This is a genomic window from Massilia sp. AB1 (assembly GCF_018119385.1).
Classification (GTDB): Bacteria; Pseudomonadota; Gammaproteobacteria; order Burkholderiales; family Burkholderiaceae_D; genus Telluria.
Genome location: NZ_JAGKSG010000058.1, coordinates 1 through 22,722 on the forward strand (window position 1 = coordinate 1; position 22,722 = coordinate 22,722).

Here is a 22,722-nt window from a genome sequence, read left to right on the forward strand (position 1 = left end):
GCCTCATTCTTTCGGGGGGTGTTTTTTTTTAAAAAAACCCCCCCCCCCCCCCCCCCGCCCCCCCACCGCCTTTATATCGCTTGAAGACAGTATGGAATCGATTAATCAAAAATCAACCAGGAAGTCGCCCGGCATCGTAAAACAAACCCTTTTATTCGCCCTGGGTTTTGCAATCCTTTCCATTCTCTATGAATTGCTGAATGCTGAAATATTTACTGTGGATCGAGCGCCTGGGATAACTATAAGAATAATAGTGGCGTCGGCGATATTCGGTTTGCTGAGTGCGATATTCCAGCGCCGGCGGACAAGCAAATAAAATCCGGAAATGCATTGCGCCTGAAGCCTCTGTTCCACCTGGGTCAACGGTGATGCTTGTGCGTTGCGCGCTTCCCCAGCGGTCTTGGCTAGAATCGGTTCATGACAGAATCGACTCGAGACCCCATGTTCCCCTTCCTGAAGGCCGCATTCGGCGCCGCCATCCTGAGCGCCTCTGCGGCCGCCGCCGCCCAGTCTGACGAACGACATCTTCCCCTGTGGGAAATCGGCATCGGCGCGGCCGGCATTTCCACGCCCGCCTATCCGGGCGCCGACGACCGCTCCTCGCGGCTGCTGGCGCTGCCCTTCATCCTGTACCGCGGCGAGGTCTTGCGCGCCGACCAGTCCGGCATCGGCGCGCGCCTCTTCCATTCGGACCGGGTCGAGTTCGACGTCGGCCTGGCCGGGGCGCTGCCCTCCGATTCCGATGACGTCGAGGTGCGCGCCGGCATGCCCGACCTCGGCACCCTGCTCGAATTCGGCCCGCGCCTGAAGGTGAAGATCGCCGACCTGGACCGCTCGACCCGGCTGCGCGCCGAATTGCCGCTCCGGGCCGTGATCGAGGTCAGGGGCGGCCTGCGCCAGCAGGGCTGGACCTTCGAGCCGCGCCTGGTCTACGAGCGCGTGGGCGAGGGCGGGGCCTGGACCTTCCAGGGCCAGCTCAGCGCCGTCGTCGGCAACGAGCGCATCCAGCGGTATTTCTACGAAGTGGCGCCGCAGTACGCGAACGCGGCGCGGCCGGCCTATGCGGCGGATGCGGGCCTGATGCTCACGCGGGTCGGGGTGTTCGGCACGCGCAGGATCAACCGCGACCTGCGGCTGTTCGGCTTCTTGCGATTCGAGAGTTATCACGGCGCCGCGAACCGGGACAGTCCGCTGCATCTGCGCGACACGGGTGTGTCGGGCGGGGTGGGGTTCGCCTGGACCTGGAAGCGTTCAAGCCGGCGGGCCAGCGGAACGGAAACGATCTCTCCGGCGTCCCTGTAGAGAAACACCGTGCGGCGCAAGGCCGCACGGCGAAAGCGCAGCCCGGGCACACAAGGGGGCGGCCCGGGCGCAGCGCGCCTTACTTGGTCTTCTTTTCGTGCTTGGTCTTCTTGTCGTGCTTGGCGTCAGCCTTGACGTCGGCTTTCACGTCAGCCTTCACATCTGCCGCCGCCGCATCGGCTTGAGCAGCCGGGGTGGCAGGGGTCGCCGGCACAGCAGGAGTGGCCGCGGTTGCTGCGGTGGTCGTCGAATCGGTGGTCTGGGCAGCCGCGCTCGCCGAAATGGCCGGGGTGGCTGGCGTTGCCGGCGTTGCCGGGGTGGCGGTCTGGGCGAAAGCCGAGGTGGCGGACAGGGCGACGATCAGGGTAGCAATGGTGTTCTTCATGTAAAGAATCCTTTCTGGTTGGTTTCTGGCGTACGTTTATCGTTTCACCTGACTCATCAACGGGTCACGGATCGGCCCTGTTGACCGTCCTTACAAAGCCTTACCCTAGTCACAATTGCTAACAAATTGTGCAATAACCCGTGCCGACGGACAAAAAAATGGCCCGCCGAAGCGGGCCATGCGCCGAGCAGGGGCGATCAGCGCGATTTCACGAACGGGCGTCCCAGCGCCTTCGGCGCCACCGACTTGGCCATCAGGCCGGCCAGCACGATCACGGTCACCACATACGGAATCATCTGGATCAGCGAGCCAGGAATCTTGCCGACCACCGGCAGCTCGACGCCTTCGATCTGGATCTGCACCGCGCCGAAGAAGCCGAACATCAGGCAGCCCAGCACCGTGTGCAGCGGACGCCAGTTGCCGAACACCAGGGCGGTCAGCGCCAGGTAGCCGGCGCCGGCCGACATGTCGCGCAGGAAGAAGCCGCTCTGGACGATCGACAGGTAGGCGCCCGAGAACGAGCACAGCACGCCGGCGATCAGCATCGCGGTGTAGCGGGTGCGCTCGACCGAGACGCCTGCCGCGTCGGCCGCATGCGGGTTTTCGCCGCAGGCGCGCAGGCGCAGGCCGAAGCGGCTGTGGTACAGCACCCAGTGCACGACCGGCACCAGCAGGAAGGCGAGGTAGACCAGCACCGAGTGGCCGCCGATCACGTGGCCAACCAGCCAGCCGATGAAGGGAATGTCGGCCAGGGCAGCGGTGCCGGGCAGGACCACGTCGGACAGGCGCGCCTCGCCCAGGTCCGGGGTACGGCCGCCCTGCTGGAAGAAGTACTGCGCCACCACGAAGGTCAGGCCGCTCATGGCGATGTTGATCGCGATGCCGGCCACCAGCTGGTTGCCTTTCTGGGTGATCGAGACGAAGGCCTGCACGAGGGCCAGCGCGACCGATACCAGGATGCCGGCGGCAATGCCCATCCACGGGTCCTGGTAGCTGTAGGCGACGCCGGCCGAGACGAAGGCCGAGGCCAGGATCTTGCCCTCGAGGCCGAGGTCGACGACGCCGCTGCGCTCGGCGAACAGGCCGGCCATGGCCGCGAACATCAGGACCGGCGCATTGCGGATCGTCGAAACGACGATACTGGCGAACTGGAAGTCTTCCATGGCTTAACCCTTCTTGCTTGCGTTGATCAGTTTCAGGACCGCCGGCGCGTACAGGTTCTCCATCGCGCCGCAGAACAGGATGATCAGGCCTTGGATGAAAATGAAGGTCTCCTGCGGGATGTTCGGCTTTTCCAGCGACAGGTCGAAGCCGCCCTGGATCAGCGCGCCGAACAGCACCGCCGACAGGAAGATGCCGACCGGGTTCTGGCGGCCCATCAGCGCGATCGCGATGCCGACGAAGCCGGCGCCGGCCGGGAAGTTCAGGCTCAGGTAGTGGGTCGAGCCCATGATCGAGTTGACCGCGGCCAGGCCGGCCAGGGCGCCCGAGATCAGCATGGCGACGATGATCATGCGGCTGATGCGCACGCCCGCGTAGTGGGCCGCGTGCTGGTTCAGGCCAGTGGCCTGCAGCTTGTAGCCCCAGGGCGAGCGCGACATGACCACGCCGTAGATCACCAGCGCCACGATCGCCAGCAGGAAGGAGATGTTGAGCGGGGTGTCGCCCAGCGCCGGGAACCAGTCGAACAGGCGCGGCATCGCCGCCGCCTCGGTGAAGGTGCGGCTGGCCGGGTTCTGGTCGCCTTCCGGAATCAGGAAGCCCACGATCAGCCAGTTCATCAGGTTGGCGGCGATGAAGTTGAACATGATGGTCGTGACCACCACGTGGCTGCCGCGCCTGGCCTGCAGGTAGCCGGGCAGAAAGGCCCAGGCCGCGCCGAACACGGCGCTGCCCAGCATGCCGAGCGGGATCAGGAGCCAGGGCGAGAGCGTGGCGTCGAGGGACAGCATGGCCAGGGTCAGGCCCAGGCCGCCCAGGTACATCTGGCCCTCGGCGCCGATGTTGAACAGGCCGGCCTTCATGGCGACCGAGACGGCCAGGCCGGTGAACACGAAGGTCGAGGCGTAGAACAGCGTGTAGCTCAGGCCTTCCGGATTGATCACGGCGCTGTTGACCAGGATTTGCAGCGATTCGACCGGGCTCTCGCCCAGCAGGTGGATCACCAGCGCGGCCACCAGCAGCGCGGACAGCAGGTTCAGGACCGGCAGGACGAAGCCCGAGGCCCAGCGTGGGAGTTCAGTGGTTTTCATGCTCATTGGCGATCAGTGCTTGTGCATCCCGCCCATCAGCAGGCCGATGCGGGTGGTATCGAATTCTTCAACTTTCAGTTCGCCCGTGATGCGTCCGCCGGAGACGACCACGATGCGGTCGGCCAGGGCGCGCACTTCTTCCAGCTCGGTCGAGACCAGCAGGATGCCCACGCCCTCGTCGCGCAGGCGCAGCAGCTGGGTGTGGATGCTTTCGATGGTGCCGATGTCGACGCCGCGGGTCGGCTGGCCGACCAGCATCAGCTTCGGGTTGGCCGAGACTTCGCGCGCGATCACCACCTTTTGCTGGTTGCCGCCGGACAGGAGGCCGATGCGCAGGTCCGGGTTCTTCGGACGCACGTCGAAGGCCTCGAGCAAGTGGGCGCAGCGCTGGGCGATGGCCTTGAAATCGAACAGGCCGGCGCGGTTCCTGACCCGGTCCTGGTAGCCGAACACGGTGTTCTGCATGACCGAGAAGTCCTTGATCACGCCGTCGCGCAGGCGGTCTTCCGGCACGTGGCCGATGCCCAGCTGGCGGAACACGGCGGGCAGGCCGTCGGCGTTCGAGCGGCCGGCGTAGGGCAGGGCCTTGCCGAGGAACTCGACCTTGCCGGAGGTCGGCAGGCGCATGCCCGACAGGATCTCCATCAGTTCGCTCTGGCCGTTGCCCGACACGCCCGCGATCGCGACGATTTCGCCGGCGCGCACCGTGAGGTCGATGTCGGCCAGGAGCTTGACCTTGTGCTTGTCTTCCAGCTGCAGGTTCTCGACCTTCAGCAAGGTAGCGCCCGGGTTGTAGGGCTTGCGCGGCAGGTTGCCCTCGATCGGGCGGCCGACCATCATGTTGGCCAGCTGTTCCTTCGAGGTCTCGGCGGTCGATACGGCGCCGACCACGCGGCCGGCGCGCATCACCGTCACCTGGTCGGTGATCTCCATGATCTCGCCCAGCTTGTGGGTAATCAGGATGATGGTCTTGCCCTGTTCCTTGAACAGCCGCAGGATCTCGAACAGCGAGGCGGTTTCCTGGGCGGTGAGGACGGCGGTCGGCTCGTCCAGGATCAGGATCTCGGCGCTGCGGTAGATCTGCTTGAGGATCTCGACGCGCTGCTGGGCGCCCACCGACAGGTCGTGGATGGTGGCCAGCGGATCGACGTCGAGGCGGTACCTGGCGCAGATCTCGCGCAGCTTGGCTTCGGTCTCGGCGCGCCTGGCAGCCAGCTTGAATGCGCCTTCGGTGCCGAGCATCACGTTGTCGAGCACGGTCATGTTCTCGACCAGCATGAAGTGCTGGTGCACCATGCCGATGCCCAGCGCGATGGCCTCGTGGCTGGTGCGGATCTGGCGCGCCGAGCCGTCGATGAGGAGCTCCCCGCTGTCGGCATTGTAGTAGCCGTACAGGATGCTCATCAGGGTGGACTTGCCGGCGCCATTCTCGCCGATCACGCCATGGATCGAGCCCGTGGCGATCGAGAAGCTGACGTCGGCGTTCGCCTGCACCGGCCCGAAGGCCTTGCTTATGTTGCGAAATTCTACGGCTGGCTGCATTGCGATCTGTGTGTTGTGGTTCGTTTTATTCAAAAGCGCGCCGGGCCGGGTTCACCGGCGCGGCGCGCTTTTCATGGGGATGGGGCGATCAGACCGGGCAGCTGCTGCCGGCGCGGTAGTCGATGACCTTGATCTTGCCGTTGATGATGTCGGTGCGCACGGCGTTCACGCGCTTTTCGATCTCCGGCGTGACGACCGCGCGGTTGTCCTTGTCCAGGACCCAGTCCACGCCGCCTTCCTTGATGCCCTTGTAGGTGACGCCGGCCTTCCAGGTGCCGTTCTTCTGCGCCATGAAGGAGTCGTAGATCGCCACGTCGACGCGCTTGATCATCGAGGTCAGCATGGTGCCCGGGTGCAGGTAGTTCTGGTTCGAATCGACGCCGATCGCCAGCTTGCCCTTGGTCTTGGCCATCTGCAGGGCGCCCATGCCGCTGCCGCCCGCCACCGCGAACACCACGTCGGCGCCGCGCTCGAACTGGGCGCGCGCCAGCTCGCCGCCCTTGGCCGGGTCGTTCCAGGCCGCGGCGGTGGTGCCCACCATGTTCTGCATGATCTCGATCTTCGGATACTGGGCCTTGGCGCCTTGCGCGTAGCCGCAGGCGAAGGCGCGGATCAGCGGGATGTCCATGCCGCCCACGAAGCCCAGCTTCTTGGTCTTGGAGGCCATGGCGGCGGCGACGCCCACCAGGTAGGAGCCTTCCTGCTCCTTGAACATCACCGAGTTGATGTTGTTGCCCTGCGCGATGCTGTCGATCAGCACGAAGCGCACGTTCGGGAATTCCTTGGCGACCTTCTGGACCGCCTGGGTCTGCGAGAAGCCGATCGCGGCGATCAGGTCGATCTTCTTGCGCGCGAGGCCGCGCATCACCTGCTCGGCCTGGGTATCGCTGTTCGCCTGGACCTCGAGGACCTTGATGCCGGTCTCCTTGCTGAAGCGCTGCAGGCCTTCGAAGGCCGACTGGTTGAACGACTTGTCGAACTTGCCGCCCGCGTCGTAGACCACGCCCAGCTTCGGTGCTGCGGGCGCCGCGAAAGCGCTGCCGGCGACGCACAGGGCCGCGATGGTCATGCTGAGATGCTTAAATTTCATGTAGTGGCTCCTGGAATAGCGATATTGTACCCGCCGCCTTCTTGCCGAAGACGCGGGCAGCGCAAGCTGCATCGTCCATGGCGTACGAAGGAAGGATCATCGCGCAGCGCGATTGTGTCAGCCTTGGAACGCTCATGGGGTGTCGATTTGTAACGCGGGGACGATTTACCCGGTGGAAGCCTTGCCATGTCGCATCATCGCAACAGGAAACTCCTGGGAAAACCGGCCGCGTGCCGCGCATGGTTCGCCATACCTGGACCCTCGCAGCTCAGCCTGTCAAATATGCATCATCCGGCATATTGATGACAAATACCATTTTACTTGGCAATTTATTCGAGGGAAATATAAGTGTAGCCAACACTCAACAATTATTTCGCTTCCGCCGTGATTTCGGCCTCTGCTTCGGCGATCGCCGGGGACGGCGCGGGCGGCAGCGCGGGGATGGCCACCGGCTGGCTGAACTGGCGTGTCAGGAAGCTGGCGATCAGGGCCTGGGTCGCTTCCAGGTAGGGGATGTTCATGTGGTCCGAGTTGGGCACGGTGTCGTCCGCGACCAGCTGGGCCAGCTTGGCGACCAGTTCGTCGGTGTGCGAATGCGGCACCACGTCGTCCTCGCTGGCGCGCAGCACATAGGTGGGGGCGGTGAGCGAGGGCGCGTACTTGATCGACTCGAAGCGGTGGCGCAGCATGTACTCGATCGGCATCGCACGGAAGCGCCGCTTGGCGATCGCCAGGATGGAGTCGTAGGGCGTGATCAGGACCACCGAGTGGACCGGGCGTTCCTTCGCCACCTGCACCGCCACGCCCGAGCCCAGGCTGCGGCCGACGACGGCGATGCGGCGGGCGTCGACCATGCCGCGCGCGGCCAGCCAGTCGTAGAACAGGCAGCCGTCTTCGACCATGTGGTTCTCGGCCGGGTCGCCGTGCGACTCGCCGTAGCCGCGGTAGTTCATGGCCAGCACGGTCATGTTGGGGAAGAGCTTGCCGGCGTCGCGCACCACCCAGGACACTTCCTCGGAACGGCCGCCGAAGTAGATCACGGCCGGGCGCGGGCCCTGCACCTGGGGCGTCATCAGCCAGCCGCACAGGCGGGTGCCGTCCCGGGAGCGCAGTACCACCTGGCGGGTGCGGTGCCCGCTGCTGCGCGGGCTTTGCACCTCGCGCTCGATCGTGGGGTTGAAGACCAGCCTGCGCTGGCTTGCCGCCACCGCAGCCGTCAGGCCCAGCCACAAGACGCTGGCAAAACCCGTAAACCCCGCCGCAATTTTTTTCGGTGTGACCATGAAGCACAGTCTAGCGCTGTGGCCAGATTTTGTTCTGTGCGGCACATAGCACTGTTCAGTACACCGCAAATCTGCGGCGGAATGGTTGCGTTAATACAACATTACTGGGGCGGAGCGCGGTAGGTCTGTGCGTTTTCGCCGCTGGCCGCGTATTGATCGACGTCGAGCACGGTGTGGTCGTAGCGCTCTTCGTTGGGCAGGGCGTCGGCGGGCGGCTTGATGGCGGGGACCGGCATGCCGGGCGAGCCCAGCATGCGGTAGCCGAGCCAGGCGGAACCCAGCACGGCGGCGGCGCCCAGGACCGACAGCGCCATCGAACGCGGCGCGTGGTGCGGCGTGTTGACGCGCTTGGCCAGGTTGGCGGCGGTGAGGGCGAGCGCGGTGCCGTTCAGCACGCCGTGCACGGTGGCGTCGCTCTTGGCCGGGGTGTCGTCGGCGATGTTCTGGTAATCGCGCGCGCCGGCCGCGCCGGCCGCGAGGCCGCCGACCAGGCCGCCCGCCAGGCTGTAGAAAGCGGCGTCGGCATAGCGCGGGTCGCGCGTGGAGCGGTGCGCGGCGTCGAGCAGCAGGCCGAGCGGGATCAGGGTGGCCGGGATCTTGTTCAAGATCGGGTGCAGCAGGTGGCCGGCGATCATGGTCTTGGGCATGGTGTTCTCCTGGCTGGATGCGTTTGGATCAGTGTGGCATAGGGGCGGGGAGGGGAGAGCACGGTTGGGTTTGCGGGCTGCTCAACGGACTCGGCGTCCCCCTTGGCCGGAACCCACGTTCCCAAGCAATCCGTTACCATCTCCCTTCACCCCCATGAATGGAGCCCGCAGTGCACTACATCCTGACGTACGACCTCGCCCCCGACTACCTCGAACGCCGCGCCGAGTTCCGCAACGAGCACCTGAAGCTGGCCTGGGAAGCCCAGCAGCGCGGCGAGCTGGTGCTGGCCGGAGCCCTGGCCGAGCCGGCCGACCACGCCGTCCTGGTCTTCGACTGCGACACTCCGGAACCGGTGCAGCTGTTCGCCGCCCACGATCCCTACGTCACCCACGGCCTGGTAAAGGCCTTCCACGTGCGCCAGTGGAGCACCGTGGTCGGCGATCTCGCCACCAACCCGGTCCGCCCGGAGTAGCACGCTGTCGGCGTGCATAGGAACATGGAGCTTAGTTCCGGTTAATATTCCCCGGCTTTCACAATAACAAGCTGGAGACTCCATGCAATCTGCCGTCAACTTGTGGCCGCTGCTCGGCGTAGCGGTCATCGTCGCGGGCTTCCTGCTGCGCGCCAATCCGGTGCTGGTGGTCGTCGCCGCCTGCGGCGTGACCGGCGCGGCGGCGGCGATGCCCGTGATGGCGATCCTCGAATCGCTCGGCAACGCCTTCGTCAAGACCCGCAACCTGCCCCTGATCCTGCTGCTGCCGCTGGCCGCCATCGGCCTGCTGGAACGCTTCGGCCTGCGCGAGCGCGCCCAGACCGCCATCGCCACGGTGCGCTCGGCGACCGCGGGACGCCTCCTGATCGTCTACCTGTTCGCGCGCGAGACCACGGCCGCCGCCGGCCTCACCAGCCTGGGCGGCCACGCATCGATGGTGCGCCCGCTGGTGGCGCCGATGGCCGAAGCGGCCGCCGAAGCCAAGTCCGGCCCGCTGCCCGAGCACCTGCGCCACCGCATCCGCGCCATGGCCGCCGCCACCGACAACGTCGGCCTGTTCTTCGGCGAAGACATCTTCGTGGCCTTCGGCGCCATCGTGCTGATGCAGACCATCCTGCAGGCCGAGGGCATCAACGTGAATCCGCTGCACATGGCGCTGTGGGGCATCCCGACCGCGATCACCGCCTTCGTCATCCATGCCTGGAACCTGCGCCGGCTGGACGCGCAGATCCGCCGCCAGATGAGCGGGGGCGCCGCATGACGCTCACGCTCGAACATTTCTACATCCTGGTCGGCCTGCTGCTGGGCGCGGTGGCCGTGATGAACCTGCTGGACCGCAGCAATCCGCGCCGCGTCACCACGGCGCTGTTCTGGGGCCTGTATGCGCTGCTCTACCTGGCCGGCGAGCGCCTGCCGCCGGCCGCCGTCGGCGCACTGATGATCCTGATGGCCCTGGTCGCCGGCTTCGGCTGGGTGCACGGCGGCAAGCCTTCGATGCCGGACGAGGAAGCGCGCCGCGCCAGCGCGGCCAGGCTGGGTAATCTGCTGTTCCTGCCGGCGCTGCTGCTGCCCATCGTGACCGTGATCGGTGCGACCCTGCTCAAGGACGTGCAGCTGGGTGGCCTGCCGATGCTGGACCAGAAGCACCTGACCCTGGTGAGCCTGGGCTGCGGCGCCATCATCGCCCTGGCCGCGGCCAACTGGCTGACCCGCTCGACGCCGCTGCAGGGCGTGCGCGAGGCGCGCCGCCTGGTCGACGCGATCAGCTGGGCGGTGGTGCTGCCGCACATGCTGGCGGTGCTCGGCCTGCTGTTCACCGAGGCCGGCGTCGGCAAGGCGGTGGCGCACGTGACCACCTCTTACATCAACATGGATTCGCGCCTGGTCGCGGTCGCGGTATTCTGCCTGGGGATGGCGCTGTTCACCGTGGTCATGGGCAACGGCTTCGCCGCCTTCCCGGTGATGGCGGGCGGCGTGGGCATCCCGGTGCTGGTCAACATGTACGGCGCCAACCCGGCGGTGATGGCCGCGATCGGCATGTTCAGCGCCTATTGCGGCACCCTGATGACGCCGATGGCGGCCAATTTCAACATCGTGCCGGCGGTGCTGCTCGACCTGCCGGACAAGAACGCGGTGATCCGCGCCCAGATACCGACCGCGCTGCCGCTGCTGGGAGCGAACATCGTGCTGCTGTATTTCCTGATGAACCAATGATGAAGACTGTCCTGCTCACCGGCTTCGAGCCGTTCAACAAAGCCACCATCAACCCGGCCTGGGAAGCCGTGCGCGCGCTCGAGGGCTGGTGCGGCGACGGCTTTCGCGTCGAGGTGCGCCAGCTGCCCTGCGTGTTCGGCGAGGCCATCGTCGCCATCACCCAAGCCGTGGACGCGCTGCAGCCGGACATCGTGATCGCGGTGGGGCAGGCGGGCGGGCGGCCCGACATCTCGGTCGAGCGGGTGGCGATCAACATCGACGACGCTTCCATCCTCGACAACGCCGGCCTGCAGCCGGTGGATGCCGCCATCGTGGCGGACGGCCCGGCCGCCTACTTCTCGACCCTGCCGATCAAGGCCATCGTGCGCGCCTGCCGCGAACAGGGACTGGTGGCGGGCGTGTCGCAGACGGCCGGCACCTTCGTGTGCAACCACGTGTTCTATGGCCTGATGCATCACGTGGCGGAGCGCGGTATCAAGGCGGGTTTCATCCACGTGCCTTTCCTGCCGGAGCAGGCCGCGGCGCGGCCGGATAACCCGCCGTCAATGGACCTGGACGACATCGTCGCCGGCATCCGCACGGCGGTCGAGGTCACGCTGGCCACCGATACGGACCTCGCGGAAGCGGGTGGGGCCACCCACTAAGACCCGTTTCAGGCGGCGCGCGCCTTGGCGATGATGGTCGCGACATTCTCGAGTTCCTTGACCACCCCCGCGATGGTCGGCTCGAAACGCTCGAACATGTATTGGGTCGCCGCTTCGGGGCTGAGCCCCTCGGGCGTTTCGTGGACCAGGCGCTTCATGGCGAGTTCGCGCACGTGGTAGGCGAAGAGCAGTTCGTTGACGTCCATGCGGGCCTCCGGAAAGAAAGCGCCACGATAGCACGCGGCGCCCCGAAGTCACGCCTGCTTCTCTTCCGGGAACAGGATCTTCAGGAAAGCCCGCACCACCGGCGCATCGTCCTGCGCCAGGTAGCTGATGTAGAGGTTGGCCGACGGCGGGTTGGTCCGGATCGGCATGAACTTCACGCCCGGCCAGCCGATGCGGCCCGTGGTCTGGGGCAGCAGGGCCACGCCCAGGCCCGCGCCGACCATGGCCAGCAGGGTTTGCGGCTCGGCCGCTTCCTGGAAGATCATCGGCTCGAAGCCGGCGTTGACGCAGCACTGGATCAGGTAGCGCGGCTCGGCCGACTGGGTCAGGTGCAGGGTCAGCATCGGCTCGTTGGCGATGTCGATCAGTTCGATCGCATCCTGCGCGGCCAGCGGATGCTTCTCGTTCATCGCCACGCACACGTTCTCGGGGAAGCACAGGTCCTGGCGCAGGTTGGCCTGCTTCAGCACTTCCGGCTCGATGCGCGGCTCGCGCCAGAAGCCGACGTCGATCTGGCGGTTGCGCAGGGCTTCCCACTGGTCGTTGGGGCCCAGCTCGTGGATGGTCCAGGTCACGCGCGGGAACTGGCTCTGGAACTGCTCCAGCATGCTCGGAATCGGTCCCCACATCGCCGAGCCGACGATGCCCACGCGCAGGCGGCCGACTTCGCCGCGGTCGATCTGGCGGATGGTGTCGATCGTCATGCGCATCTTGGCCAGCAGCTCCGCCGCTTCGACCATCAGGGCCTTGCCCGCCACGGTCAGCTCGAAGCTGCGGGTGGTGCGCGTGAACAGGCGCACCCCGAGTTCGCTCTCCAGCTTCATGATCTGCTGGCTCAGCGGCGGCTGGGAAATGTGCAGCCGCTCGGCGGCGCGGCTGAAGCTTTTTTCTTCCGCCACCGCGAGGAAGTACTTCAGCTGTTTGAGATCGATCGACATGGTGTCCGTCTCAGGCTGCGGTCTGGTTCAGGGCAACCGCGAGGCGCGCGCCGACCAGGGCATTGTGCTTGACCAGGGCGATATTGGTGGTCAGGCTGCGGCCACCCGTCAGTTCCTTGATGCGCCCCAGCAGGAAGGGCGTCACGGCCTTGCCGCTCACGCCGCGCTCGTTCGCCTCGCCCAGCGCCTGCTGGATGATGGTGTCGATCTCGTAGGGCTCCATCGCGGACTCCTGCGGCACCGGGTTGCTGACCACGACCCCGCCGGCCATGCCGAGCTGCCACTTGGTGCGGATGAAGGCGGCTTGCTCTTCCGGCGCATCGATCTGGAAGTCGGCCTTGAAGCCGCTGTCGCGGGTGAAGAAGGCGGGGAAGGCCGGCTGGCCGACGCTCACCACCGGCACGCCGTGGGTTTCCAGGTATTCGAGGGTCAGGCCGATGTCGAGGATGGACTTCACGCCCGCGCATACGACCGCCACGCTGGTGTTGGCCAGTTCTTGCAGGTCGGCCGAGATGTCGAAGCTGGTCTCGGCGCCGCGGTGCACGCCGCCGATGCCGCCGGTGACGAAGACTTCGATGCCGGCCAGTGCGGCGCAGATCATGGTCGCGGCCACGGTGGTCGCGCCCAGCTTGCCCTGGGCCAGCACATAGGCCAGGTCGCGGCGGCTGACCTTGATCGCATCGGGGGAAGAACCCAGCAGCTCGAGCTGGTCGTCGGAGAGACCGATGCAGATCTTGCCGCCAATGATGGCGATGGTCGCCGGCACGGCGCCCGCATCGCGGATCACCTGCTCGACTTCGCGCGCGGTATGCACGTTCTGCGGGTAGGGCATGCCGTGCGAGATGATGGTCGACTCCAGGGCGACGATGGGCTTGCCGGCGGCGCGTGCGCTGGCGACTTCGGGCGAAAAGAGGAGGAAGGATTGCATGGTCAGTCCAGGATGAGTTCTTGAAGGAGGCCGTCGAGATGGCCGGGTTCGAGCTGCGGGCAGACGGTCTGGGCGCAGCCGACGGTCATGGCCGCGAGCTGCAGGCCGCGGCGGCAGGCCAGGGCCAGGCCTTCGTCGCCGCTGTGCAGCGACCAGCAGACTGCGGCCGCGAAGGCGTCGCCGGCGCCGGTCACGTCGACCACCTGCGCCGGCGGCGCGGGCAGGCGCGCCAGGCCGGCGGCGCTCGTGTACAGCACGCCGTCGCCGCCTTGCGTGACGATCAGGTCCTGCACGCCGTCGCGCTGGACCTCGGCGCAGGCGCCGGCGATGTCTGTTTCATTCGAGAGCGGACGGCCGACCCGGGCCGCCAGTTCGCCGGCATTGAGGATCAGGAGGCGCACGCCGGCCAGCTTGCGCGGCAGGCGCGCCATCTTCGGTTCGGACACCGCCACCAGCACCAGGGGCACGCCGTCGCGCGCGGCGTCGTCGACCAGGGCCGCGATGCTCGCCTGCGGCAGGTTCAGGTCGGCCACGACCAGGGCCGCGCTGCCGCGCTGCTGCGCGCGCGCGGCCAGGTAGCCAGGGGTGATTTCGTCGTGGATCGCCATGTCGGCCAGGGCCACGGCCATGGCGCCGTCCTGGTCGAGCACCGCCGTGTAGGTGCCGGTCGCATGCCCGCTCAGGCGCAGGGCGGCGCGGGTGTCGATGCCGGCGTCTTCCGCATGGGCGAGCAGGGCGCGGCCCGAGGCGTCGGCGCCGACCGCGGTGATCAGGGAGACCGGGGCGCCCAGGCGCGCCAGGTTCTCGGCGATGTTGCGCGCGACGCCGCCGAAGGACTCGATCTGGCGCGCCGGATTCGAGGTAGCCATGGCAAGCTTGCCGAGCGTGCGCAGCTTGCGGTCGAGGTTGGAGGCGCCGATGCAGACGATGGGACGGTGGTCGGGCAGCACGTAGGCGCGGCCCAGGATGCGGCGTTCGCGCACCAGGGTGGCGATGTAGTTGGCGACGGCCGAGCGCGACAAGCCCAGCTGCGCGGCCAGGTCTTGCTGCGAAATGAAGGGGTTGGCGCGGATCAGCTCGTAGAGCTGTTCTTTCTTGGGCAGGTCGCTCACGATCTCGCTTTTAAACAAATGTTTGGAGATACTAGATAAATGTTTGGCGGATGTCAAACCGGCCGCCTCCGATCTTAGCACCGGATGCAGGATTTATTGCTTGATGATATAAATCGGGAAGAAAAATGGTATTTGCCATACATAATCGGCCTCATGCATAGTTATAATATTCGGCTAACCCGGCGTTACCCCTAGCAGTGCCGCACAGCCCCTCCAGAACACGTCCCCCGATACAGCACAACAAGGAAGCCCCATGTCCAGCAATACCCCATTCGAAGCCGCCGACATCATCCGCGCCCGCAAGCCGGGCTTTATGCCGCGCGTGGCGCTGATCCTCGGTTCCGGCCTGGGCGTGCTGGCCGAGCAGATGGCGGACGCGGTAGCGATCAGCTACGCCGACCTGCCGGGCTTCCCGATCAGCACCGTGCACGGCCACGCGGGCGAGCTGGTGCTGGGCACCCTCGGGGGCGTGCCGGTCGCCTGCATGAAGGGCCGCGGCCACTTCTACGAAGGCTACGGCCCGGGCGTGATGACTTCGGCCATCCGCACCCTGAAGCAGATCGGCTGCGAACTGCTGTTCGTGACCAATGCCGCCGGTTCGCTGCGTGTCGAGGCCGACGCCGGCTCGCTGGTCGCGATCCTTGACCACATCAACTTCCTGCCGGGTAGCCCGATGGCCGGCCCGAACGACGAGCGCTTCGGCCCGCGCTTCTTCAGCATGGCCAACGCCTACGATGCGGAAACCCGTGAGATGATCAAGGCCACCGCGATGGAGAAGGGCATCACCCTGCACGAAGGCGTCTACCTGGCCGCCGCCGGCCCGCACTTCGAGACCGCCGCCGAGATCCGCGCCTTCCGCACCCTGGGCGCCGACGTGGTCGGCATGTCGCTGATCCCGGAAGTGATCGCCGCCCGCCACTGCGGCCTGAAGGTCGCAGCCGTCTCGGCCATCACCAACCTGGCCGAAGGCCTGACCCCGTTCGCGCTGTCGCACGAGCAGACCCTGAAGTACGCCGCCGTCGCGGCCAAGGACATGGTCACCCTGATCCAGTCCTTCATCGAGCGCCTGGGCGCGACCCCGCGCAGCGCAGCCTGATCATCTTTATTAGCGAGGGACACCATGTCACGCGCATTCATTCTCCTGCTTGATTCCTTCGGCCTGGGCGCGCTGCCCGATGCCGACAAATACGGCGACACGGGCGCCAACACCTTCGGCCACATCGCCGAATGGGCCGCCAAAGAAGGCAAGCCGATGTCGCTGCCTAACCTGGAGCGCCTGGGCCTGGCGGCCGCCGGCCACAAGGCCAGCGGCGAGTGGGCGCCCGGCTTCGCGCTGCGCGAAGGCTTCAGCGGCGCCTGGGGCGTCGCACGCGAGCAGTCGACCGGCAAGGACACGCAGAGCGGCCACTGGGAAATCGCCGGCGTGCCGGTGCTGTTCGACTGGGGCTACTTCCCCAAGACCGTGCCGTCCTTCCCGCAAGAGCTGACCGACAAGCTGCAAGAGATCACCGGCGTCGCCGGCTGGCTCGGCAACTGCCACGCATCGGGCACCACCATCATCGACGAGCTGGGCGACGAGCATGTCGCGACCGGCAAGCCGATCCTGTACACCTCGGCCGACTCGGTGCTGCAGATCGCCGCGCACGAAGAGCACTTCGGCCTGGAGCGCCTGTACCAGGTGTGCGAAGCGGCCTACCAGCTGGTCAAGCCCTACAACATCGGCCGCGTGATCGCGCGTCCTTTCCTGGGCGCGAACGGCAAGTACAAGCGCACCGCCAACCGTCACGACTACGCCGTGCCGCCGACCAGCCCGACCCTGCTCGACCACGTCAAGGACGCCGGCGGCGAGGTCATCGCACTGGGCAAGATCAGCGACATCTTCGCGGCCCAGGGCGTGACCCAGCTGATCAAGGGCCCGGACAACATGGCCCTGTTCGACCGCCTGCTGGAAGTGGCCGACACCGCGCCGGAAAAATCGCTGAGCTTCGTGAACTTCGTCGACTTCGACATGCACTTCGGCCACCGCCGCGACGTCGCCGGCTATGCCAACGCGCTGCACGAGCTGGACGCGCGCCTGCCGGAATTCATGGCCAAGCTGAAGGAAGGCGACATGGTCGTGATCACCGCCGACCATGGCTGCGACCCGACCGCGCCGGGCTCGGACCACACCCGCGAGCACATCCCGATGATCTTCTTCGGCCCGGCCGTGAAGGCGCAGGAACTGCCGACCGCTTCCACTTTCTCCGACATCGGCGCCACCCTGGCCAAGCACCTCGGCGTCAAACCACTTTCGAACGGAACCGCACTGCTATGACCCAGCCTCTGGATTTCAAACGTAACACCGCCGTCGGCCTGGACCTGGGCCTGGTCAACGGCCTCAAGGTCAACCGCAATGCGGCCGACCGCCGCGCCGCCAGCCTGGCCAACCGCCGCACGGTCAAGAAGGAATACCAGGCCGCCTGGCTGATCCGCGCCATCGAGTGCATGGACCTGACCACCCTGTCGGGCGACGACACCCCGGGCCGCGTCGAGCGCCTATGCATGAAGGCCATGCGCCCGATCCGCACCGACCTGATGCAGGCTCTGGGCATCGAGTCGCTGAGCACCGGCGCCGTCTGCGTGTACCACGAGATGATCCAGCCGGCCGTCAAGGTCTTGCAGGGCCGCCTGCCGATCGCCGCGGTCTCGACCGCTTTCCCGGCTGGCCTGTCCAGCCTGGAAACCAAGATCCGCGAGATCGAGCTGTCGGTGGCCGCGGGCGCGACCGAGATCGACATCGTGATCACCCGCCAGCACGTCCTGACCGGCAACTGGCAAGCGCTGTACGACGAGATGCTGGCCTACCGCCTGGCCTGCGGCGAAGCGCATGTGAAGGCGATCCTCGCCACCGGCGACCTGGTGACCCTGGAAAACGTGGCCAAGGCTTCGTGGGTGTGCATGATGGCCGGCGCCGACTTCATCAAGACCTCGACCGGCAAGGAAGGCGTGAACGCCACCATCCCGGTTTCCCTGGTCATGGTGCGCGCGATCCGCGAATACTACGAGCAGACCGGCTTCATGGTCGGCTACAAGCCGGCCGGCGGCGTCTCGACCGCCAAGTCGGCCCTGCAATACCTGACCGTGATGAAGGAAGAGCTGGGCAACGAGTGGCTGCAGCCGCACCTGTTCCGCATCGGCGCATCGAGCCTGCTGACCGACATCGAGCGCCAGCTCGAGCACTACGTCACCGGCAACTACTCGGCTGCCCATCGCCACGCGCAACCTTAAACATCCAACGGATTCGTCATGCCAACTATTAAAGAGATTCTTCAGACCATGGATTACGGCCCCGCACCAGAAAGCACCAAGGAAGCGATTGCGTGGCTGGACCAGCATGGACGCCGTTTCGGACTGTTCATCGACAACGCCTGGACCGAAGCAGGCGAGACTTTCGCCACCAGCAACCCGGCCGACGCCAGCGAGCTGGCGCAAGTGACCCAGGCAACCAATGCCGACGTCGAGCGCGCCGTGGAAGCCGCGCGCCGCGCGCAGCCGGGCTGGGTGGCCCTGGGCGGCCATGGCCGCGCCAAGATCATGTACGCGCTGGCGCGCCTGCTGCAGAAGCACTCGCGCCTGTTCGCGGTGCTCGAGACCCTGGACAACGGCAAGACCATCCGCGAAACCCGCGATGCCGACCTGCCGCTGGCCGCGCGCCACTTCTACCACCACGCAGGCTGGGCCCAGCTGCAGTCGGAAGAATTTCTAGAGTACCGCGCAGTGGGCGTGGTGGGCCAGATCGTGCCGTGGAACTTCCCGCTCTTGATGTTGGCATGGAAGATCGCCCCGGCCCTGGCCGCCGGTAACACGGTCGTGTTCAAGCCGGCCGAGTACACCCCGCTGACCGCGCTGCTGTTCGCCGAGATCTGCCAGCGCGCCGGCGTGCCGGCCGGTGTGGTCAACATCGTCACCGGCGACGGCCGCGTGGGCGAAGCCATCGTGAACCACCCGGGCATCGACAAGCTGGCCTTCACCGGCTCGACCGAAGTCGGCCGCCTGATCCGCAAGGCCACCGCGGGCAGCGGCAAGAAGCTGTCGCTGGAACTGGGCGGCAAGTCGCCCTTCATCGTGTTCGAGGACGCCGACCTGGACGCGGCCGTCGAAGGCCTGGTCGATTCGATCTGGTTCAACCAGGGCCAGGTCTGCTGCGCGGGTTCGCGCCTGCTGGTGCAGGAATCGGTCTACGACAAGTTCATCGCCAAGGTCAAGGTGCGCATGCAAAACCTGCGTGTGGGCTCGCCGCTGGACAAGTCGAACGACATCGGCGCGCTGGTGGACCCGGTCCAGCAGCAGCGTATCCACGGCCTGGTGGAATCGGCCCGTTTGGAAGGCTGTGAAGTGTGGCAGCCGGCCTGCGAAGCCCCGGCCACCGGCTCCTGGTACCTGCCGACCCTGATCACCGGCGCCTCGACCTCGGCCGCCGTGGCCCAGGCTGAAATCTTCGGCCCGGTGCTGGTGGCGATGAGCTTCCGCACCCCGGGCGAGGCGGTCCAGCTGGCCAACAACACCGTGTACGGCCTGGCCGCCTGCGTGTGGTCGGAATCGATTTCGCTGGCCCTGGACGTGGCGCCGCAGATCAAGGCCGGCGTCGTGTGGATCAACACCGCCAACCAGTTCGACGCCGCTTGCGGCTTCGGTGGCTACAAGGAATCGGGCTATGGCCGCGAAGGCGGCAAGGAAGGCATGTACGAGTACCTGACCCCGTTGTCGGAAGATGCACGCCCGGCCGCGCCGCTGGTGGCGGAGAAGGGCAAGCTCAAGCCGGCTGAGTCGGACAGCCCGTTCGCCGTGGACCGCACCGCCAAGCTCTACATCGGCGGCAAGCAGGCACGCCCTGACGGCGCCTACAGCCGCGCCATCCATGGCGCCAACGGCGCCTTCCTGGCCGACGTCGGCGAAGGCAACCGCAAGGACATCCGCAACGCCGTGGAAGCGGCGCACAAGGCCTCCGGCTGGTCCAAGGCCACTGCGCACAACCGCGCGCAGGTGCTGTACTACATCGCCGAGAACCTGGCGATCCGCGCCGACGAATTCGCGGCCCGCATCGCTGCGCAGACCGGCAGCAGGAACGCCGAGCGCGAAGTGCAGGCCTCGATCGAGCGCCTGTTCAGCTGGGCGGCGTGGTGCGACAAGTACGACGGCCAGGCCCACCAGCCGCCGATGCACGGCATCACCGTGGCGCTGAACGAGCCGGTTGGCGTGATCGGCATCATCTGCCCGAACGAGAACCCGCTGCTGGGCTTCATCTCGCTGGTGGCTCCTGCGCTGGCGATGGGCAACCGCGTGATCGCGGTGCCGTCGGAAGCCTCGCCGCTGTCGGCGACCGACCTGTACCAGGTGCTGGACACCTCGGACCTGCCGGGCGGCGCGCTGAACATCGTGACCGGCTCCAGCTCCGAGCTGGCGCGTACGCTGGCTTCGCACGCCGATGTGGACGCCGTGTGGCGCCATGACGGCAACGCCGAAGGCTGCGCGGAAGTGGAGCGCCTGTCGGCGGATTCGCTCAAGCGCACCTGGACCGGCGGCGGCAAGGGCCGCGACTGGTTCGACGCGAAGCAGGCGGCCGGCCGCGCGGTGCTGCAGCACGCGACGCAGGTGAAGAACGTGTGGATTCCGTACGGCGTGTAACGACGGCGTTTAAAAGACCCGCTACATAAGCACACCGTCATTCCCGCGAAGGCGGGAATCCAAGTTTGCATGCAGACCGCCTACGATTATTTTTGCGGCGGCGCAGCGGACTTGGATTCCCGCCTTCGCGGGAATGACGTTTTGAAGATAACGCGCGAAGCAGCGCTAACACTATTCAGATAGGGAAACGTCATGTTCCTCCCCCAAGAAATCGTCCGCAAAAAACGCGACGGCGGCACCCTGAGCGCCGAGGAAATCCAGTTCTTCGTACGCGGCATCCCTGACGGCAGCGTCACCGAAGGCCAGATCGCCGCCCTGGCGATGGCCGTCTACTTCAACGACATGAGCATGGACGAGCGCGTCGCCTTCACCCTGGCGATGCGCGATTCCGGCCAGGTCATGGAATGGAAATCCCTGAACCTCCCGGGCCCGGTGGTCGACAAGCACTCGACCGGCGGCGTCGGCGACGTGGTCTCGCTGATGCTCGGCCCGATGATCGCCGCCTGCGGCGGCTACGTGCCGATGATCTCGGGCCGCGGCCTGGGCCACACCGGCGGCACCCTCGACAAGTTCGACTCCATCCCCGGCTACAGCACCGTGCCGGACCCGGAGAAATTCCGCCAGGTCGTCAAGGACGTCGGCGTCGCCATCATCGGCCAGACCGCCCAGCTGGCGCCGGCCGACAAGCGCTTCTACAGCATCCGCGACACCACGGCCACCGTGGAATCGGTGGCCATGATCACCGGCTCGATCCTGTCCAAGAAGCTGGCAGCGGGCCTGGACGCCCTGGTCATGGACGTGAAGGTCGGCAGCGGCGCCTTCATGCCGAGCTACGAGAAATCGGTGGAGCTGGCCGAGAGCATCGTCCACGTCGGCAACGGCGCGGGCACCCGCACCTCGGCCATCCTGACCGGCATGAACGAATCGCTCTGCCACGCCGCCGGCAACGCTGTCGAAGTGCGCGTCGCGATCGACTACCTGACCGGCAAGTCGCGCCCCGCGCGCCTGCACGAAGTGACGATGGCGTTGTGCGCCGAGATGCTGGTCATCTCGGGCATCGCCGCCACCGAGGAAGCGGCCCGCGCCAGGCTGCAGGCGGCCCTCGATTCGGGCGAGGCCGCCGAGCGCTTCGCGCGCATGGTCGCCGCCCTGGGCGGCCCGGCCGACCTGATGGACAAGCCGGACGCGCACCTGGAAAGCGCGCCGGTCATCGTCCCGGTGCCGGCGCTGCAGGCCGGCTACGCCGTCGCCGCCGACACCCGCGGCCTGGGCCTGAGCGTGGTCGCCCTGGGCGGCGGCCGCGTGCGTCCGCAGGATGCGATCGACTTCGCCGTCGGCCTCACCGGCCTGGTGGAACTGGGCGACAAGATCGAGGTCGGCCAGCCGCTGGCCATGGTCCACGCCCGTTCGCAGCAAGCCGCCGAGCAGGCGGTGCGCCAGGTGCAGGCGGCCTACCGGATCGGCGCGGAGAAACCGGCTCTTGAACCGATGATCTACCGCACCATCCGTCCGTAAGAGAGCGCACGATGAAATACGCGAAACTGATCGAAGAAGCCCGCGCCGCGCGCGAACTGGCCTACACGCCGTACTCGAAGTTCCAGGTCGGCGCGGCGCTGGAGTGCAAGGATGGCCGCATCTTCCGCGGCTGTAACGTGGAGAACGCCTCCTACGGCCTGTGCAACTGCGCCGAGCGCACCGCTTTTTTTAGCGCCATTGCCAGCGGCTACAAGCCCGGCGACTTCACGGCCCTGGCCGTGATCGGCCAGACCGACGGCCCGATCGCTCCCTGCGGCGCCTGCCGCCAGGTGATCCTGGAACTGGGCGGCAACGCGCTGCCGGTGGTCCTGACCAACTTGAAAGGCGACGTGTTCGAAACCACGGCCGCCGAACAGCTTCCGAACGCCTTCGGCGGCCGGGACTTGGGATAAATGGATGACTGAATGCGCTCTCTGGTCTAAGCTTATGCAGCCAACAACCATGGGAGCGCATGATGATCAGCAAGAACACGGTTTGTCTCTGGTTCAATAATGACGCGCTGGAAGCCGCGCAGTTCTACGCGGCGACCTTTCCAGAGAGCGAAGTGAAGGCGGTGCACCATGCACCGAGCGACTACCCCTCGGGCAAGCAGGGCGACGTCCTGACGGTGGAGTTCACCGTATGCGGCATTCCTTGCCTGGGCCTGAACGGCGGCCCGGCCTTCAAGCACAACGAAGCCTTCTCTTTCCAGATCGCGACCGACGACCAGGAGGAAACCGACCGCCTGTGGAATGCGATCGTGAGCAACGGCGGGCAGGAAAGCGCCTGCGGCTGGTGCAAGGACAGGTGGGGGCTGTCGTGGCAGATCACCCCGCGCGTGCTGTCGGAGGCGATCACGGACCCCGACCCGGCCGTGGCCAAGCGCGCCTTCGAGGCGATGATGCAGATGGGGAAAATCGACGTCGCGGCGATCGAAGCGGCGCGGCGCGGCTAGGGTCTGTCTGGCTGGATAGGGCCGTAGGGTCTG

General features: G+C 66.6%; 24 protein-coding genes. 13 read left to right on the forward strand and 11 right to left on the reverse strand.

Features of this window, described 5'->3' with window-relative positions:
* Together J8847_RS21655 and J8847_RS21660 are read left to right on the forward strand one after the other, a co-directional pair.
* The coding region (locus tag J8847_RS21655; protein WP_211526753.1) for a hypothetical protein at nucleotides 1-316 on the forward strand (316 nt) is incomplete at its 5' end.
* A gap of 125 nt (nucleotides 317-441) precedes the next feature.
* Complete coding sequence (locus J8847_RS21660; RefSeq protein ID WP_211526754.1) at nucleotides 442-1,302, forward strand: MipA/OmpV family protein; 861 nt, start codon at nucleotides 442-444, stop codon at nucleotides 1,300-1,302.
* Nucleotides 1,303-1,381: 79 nt separating this feature from the next.
* On the opposite strand, the gene J8847_RS21665 is transcribed toward J8847_RS21660, so the two are convergent.
* The 7 genes from J8847_RS21665 to J8847_RS21695 form a co-directional block, all read right to left on the reverse strand.
* On the reverse strand, nucleotides 1,382-1,687 hold the full coding sequence (locus J8847_RS21665) for a hypothetical protein (RefSeq protein WP_211526755.1): 306 nt from the start codon (nucleotides 1,685-1,687) through the stop codon (nucleotides 1,382-1,384).
* A 197-nt stretch (nucleotides 1,688-1,884) separates the two neighbouring features.
* Nucleotides 1,885-2,850 carry an ABC transporter permease gene (locus tag J8847_RS21670; RefSeq protein ID WP_211526756.1) on the reverse strand — a complete coding sequence of 322 codons (966 nt, stop codon included), beginning with the start codon at nucleotides 2,848-2,850 and terminating at the stop codon, nucleotides 1,885-1,887.
* A gap of 3 nt (nucleotides 2,851-2,853) precedes the next feature.
* A complete protein-coding gene (locus J8847_RS21675) occupies nucleotides 2,854-3,939 on the reverse strand; it encodes an ABC transporter permease (RefSeq protein WP_211526757.1) in 1,086 nt (361 codons plus the stop codon).
* A gap of 12 nt (nucleotides 3,940-3,951) precedes the next feature.
* On the reverse strand, nucleotides 3,952-5,481 hold the full coding sequence (locus J8847_RS21680; RefSeq protein ID WP_211526758.1) for an ABC transporter ATP-binding protein: 1,530 nt from the start codon (nucleotides 5,479-5,481) through the stop codon (nucleotides 3,952-3,954).
* Between the two features lie 88 nt (nucleotides 5,482-5,569).
* Nucleotides 5,570-6,571 carry a BMP family protein gene (locus tag J8847_RS21685; protein ID WP_211526759.1) on the reverse strand — a complete coding sequence of 334 codons (1,002 nt, stop codon included), beginning with the start codon at nucleotides 6,569-6,571 and terminating at the stop codon, nucleotides 5,570-5,572.
* A 368-nt stretch (nucleotides 6,572-6,939) separates the two neighbouring features.
* Nucleotides 6,940-7,854, reverse strand: a complete 915-nt coding sequence (locus J8847_RS21690; RefSeq protein ID WP_211526760.1) for an alpha/beta hydrolase — start codon at nucleotides 7,852-7,854, stop codon at nucleotides 6,940-6,942.
* 101 nt (nucleotides 7,855-7,955) lie between these two features.
* Nucleotides 7,956-8,501, reverse strand: coding sequence for a DUF2231 domain-containing protein (locus J8847_RS21695; protein WP_211526761.1), 546 nt, complete (start codon nucleotides 8,499-8,501; stop codon nucleotides 7,956-7,958).
* Between the two features lie 170 nt (nucleotides 8,502-8,671).
* On the opposite strand from J8847_RS21695, the gene J8847_RS21700 reads away from it, so the two are divergent.
* The 4 genes from J8847_RS21700 (at nucleotide 8,672) to pcp (ending at nucleotide 11,352) form a co-directional block, all read left to right on the forward strand.
* Nucleotides 8,672-8,974, forward strand: a complete 303-nt coding sequence (locus J8847_RS21700; protein ID WP_211526762.1) for a YciI-like protein — start codon at nucleotides 8,672-8,674, stop codon at nucleotides 8,972-8,974.
* An 82-nt stretch (nucleotides 8,975-9,056) separates the two neighbouring features.
* Nucleotides 9,057-9,755, forward strand: coding sequence for a DUF969 domain-containing protein (locus J8847_RS21705; RefSeq protein ID WP_211526763.1), 699 nt, complete (start codon nucleotides 9,057-9,059; stop codon nucleotides 9,753-9,755).
* Nucleotides 9,752-10,708 (forward strand): DUF979 domain-containing protein, encoded by a 957-nt coding sequence (locus J8847_RS21710; protein WP_211526764.1) that lies wholly within the window; start codon nucleotides 9,752-9,754, stop codon nucleotides 10,706-10,708. The genes J8847_RS21705 and J8847_RS21710 overlap by 4 nt, the downstream gene beginning before the upstream one ends.
* Nucleotides 10,708-11,352: a pyroglutamyl-peptidase I gene (gene pcp / locus J8847_RS21715; RefSeq protein WP_211526774.1), complete on the forward strand. Its 645-nt coding sequence runs from the start codon at nucleotides 10,708-10,710 to the stop codon at nucleotides 11,350-11,352. Before J8847_RS21710 ends, pcp begins: the two co-directional genes overlap by 1 nt.
* An 8-nt stretch (nucleotides 11,353-11,360) precedes the next feature.
* Here pcp and J8847_RS21720 read toward each other — a convergent pair whose 3' ends face one another.
* The 4 genes from J8847_RS21720 to J8847_RS21735 are packed head-to-tail and all read right to left on the reverse strand — an operon-like array spanning nucleotide 11,361 to nucleotide 14,555.
* A complete protein-coding gene (locus tag J8847_RS21720) occupies nucleotides 11,361-11,558 on the reverse strand; it encodes a hypothetical protein (protein WP_211526765.1) in 198 nt (65 codons plus the stop codon).
* A 48-nt stretch (nucleotides 11,559-11,606) separates the two neighbouring features.
* Complete coding sequence (locus J8847_RS21725; protein WP_211526766.1) at nucleotides 11,607-12,515, reverse strand: LysR family transcriptional regulator; 909 nt, start codon at nucleotides 12,513-12,515, stop codon at nucleotides 11,607-11,609.
* 10 nt (nucleotides 12,516-12,525) lie between these two features.
* Nucleotides 12,526-13,443 carry a pseudouridine-5'-phosphate glycosidase gene (locus tag J8847_RS21730; protein ID WP_211526767.1) on the reverse strand — a complete coding sequence of 306 codons (918 nt, stop codon included), beginning with the start codon at nucleotides 13,441-13,443 and terminating at the stop codon, nucleotides 12,526-12,528.
* Nucleotides 13,444-13,445: 2 nt separating this feature from the next.
* Entirely contained in the window at nucleotides 13,446-14,555 is a 1,110-nt protein-coding gene (locus tag J8847_RS21735; RefSeq protein WP_211526768.1) for a carbohydrate kinase, read from the reverse strand.
* Nucleotides 14,556-14,808: 253 nt separating this feature from the next.
* Between J8847_RS21735 and xapA the strand changes: the two genes are divergently transcribed.
* The 7 genes from xapA to J8847_RS21770 all read left to right on the forward strand — a co-directional run bounded on the left by xapA (nucleotide 14,809) and on the right by J8847_RS21770 (nucleotide 22,689).
* Complete coding sequence (gene xapA / locus J8847_RS21740; protein WP_211526769.1) at nucleotides 14,809-15,651, forward strand: xanthosine phosphorylase; 843 nt, start codon at nucleotides 14,809-14,811, stop codon at nucleotides 15,649-15,651.
* Nucleotides 15,652-15,675: 24 nt separating this feature from the next.
* Nucleotides 15,676-16,869: a phosphopentomutase gene (locus J8847_RS21745; RefSeq protein WP_211526770.1), complete on the forward strand. Its 1,194-nt coding sequence runs from the start codon at nucleotides 15,676-15,678 to the stop codon at nucleotides 16,867-16,869.
* Complete coding sequence (gene deoC, locus J8847_RS21750; protein ID WP_211526771.1) at nucleotides 16,866-17,822, forward strand: deoxyribose-phosphate aldolase; 957 nt, start codon at nucleotides 16,866-16,868, stop codon at nucleotides 17,820-17,822. Before J8847_RS21745 ends, deoC begins: the two co-directional genes overlap by 4 nt.
* Before the next feature lie 18 nt (nucleotides 17,823-17,840).
* Nucleotides 17,841-20,219, forward strand: coding sequence for an aldehyde dehydrogenase family protein (locus J8847_RS21755; RefSeq protein WP_373999966.1), 2,379 nt, complete (start codon nucleotides 17,841-17,843; stop codon nucleotides 20,217-20,219).
* A 192-nt stretch (nucleotides 20,220-20,411) separates the two neighbouring features.
* Nucleotides 20,412-21,734: a thymidine phosphorylase gene (gene deoA, locus J8847_RS21760; RefSeq protein WP_211526772.1), complete on the forward strand. Its 1,323-nt coding sequence runs from the start codon at nucleotides 20,412-20,414 to the stop codon at nucleotides 21,732-21,734.
* Between the two features lie 11 nt (nucleotides 21,735-21,745).
* Nucleotides 21,746-22,147: a cytidine deaminase gene (locus tag J8847_RS21765; RefSeq protein WP_211526773.1), complete on the forward strand. Its 402-nt coding sequence runs from the start codon at nucleotides 21,746-21,748 to the stop codon at nucleotides 22,145-22,147.
* Nucleotides 22,148-22,209: 62 nt separating this feature from the next.
* Complete coding sequence (locus J8847_RS21770) at nucleotides 22,210-22,689, forward strand: VOC family protein (protein WP_211526776.1); 480 nt, start codon at nucleotides 22,210-22,212, stop codon at nucleotides 22,687-22,689.
* Nucleotides 22,690-22,722 lie beyond the last annotated feature (33 nt).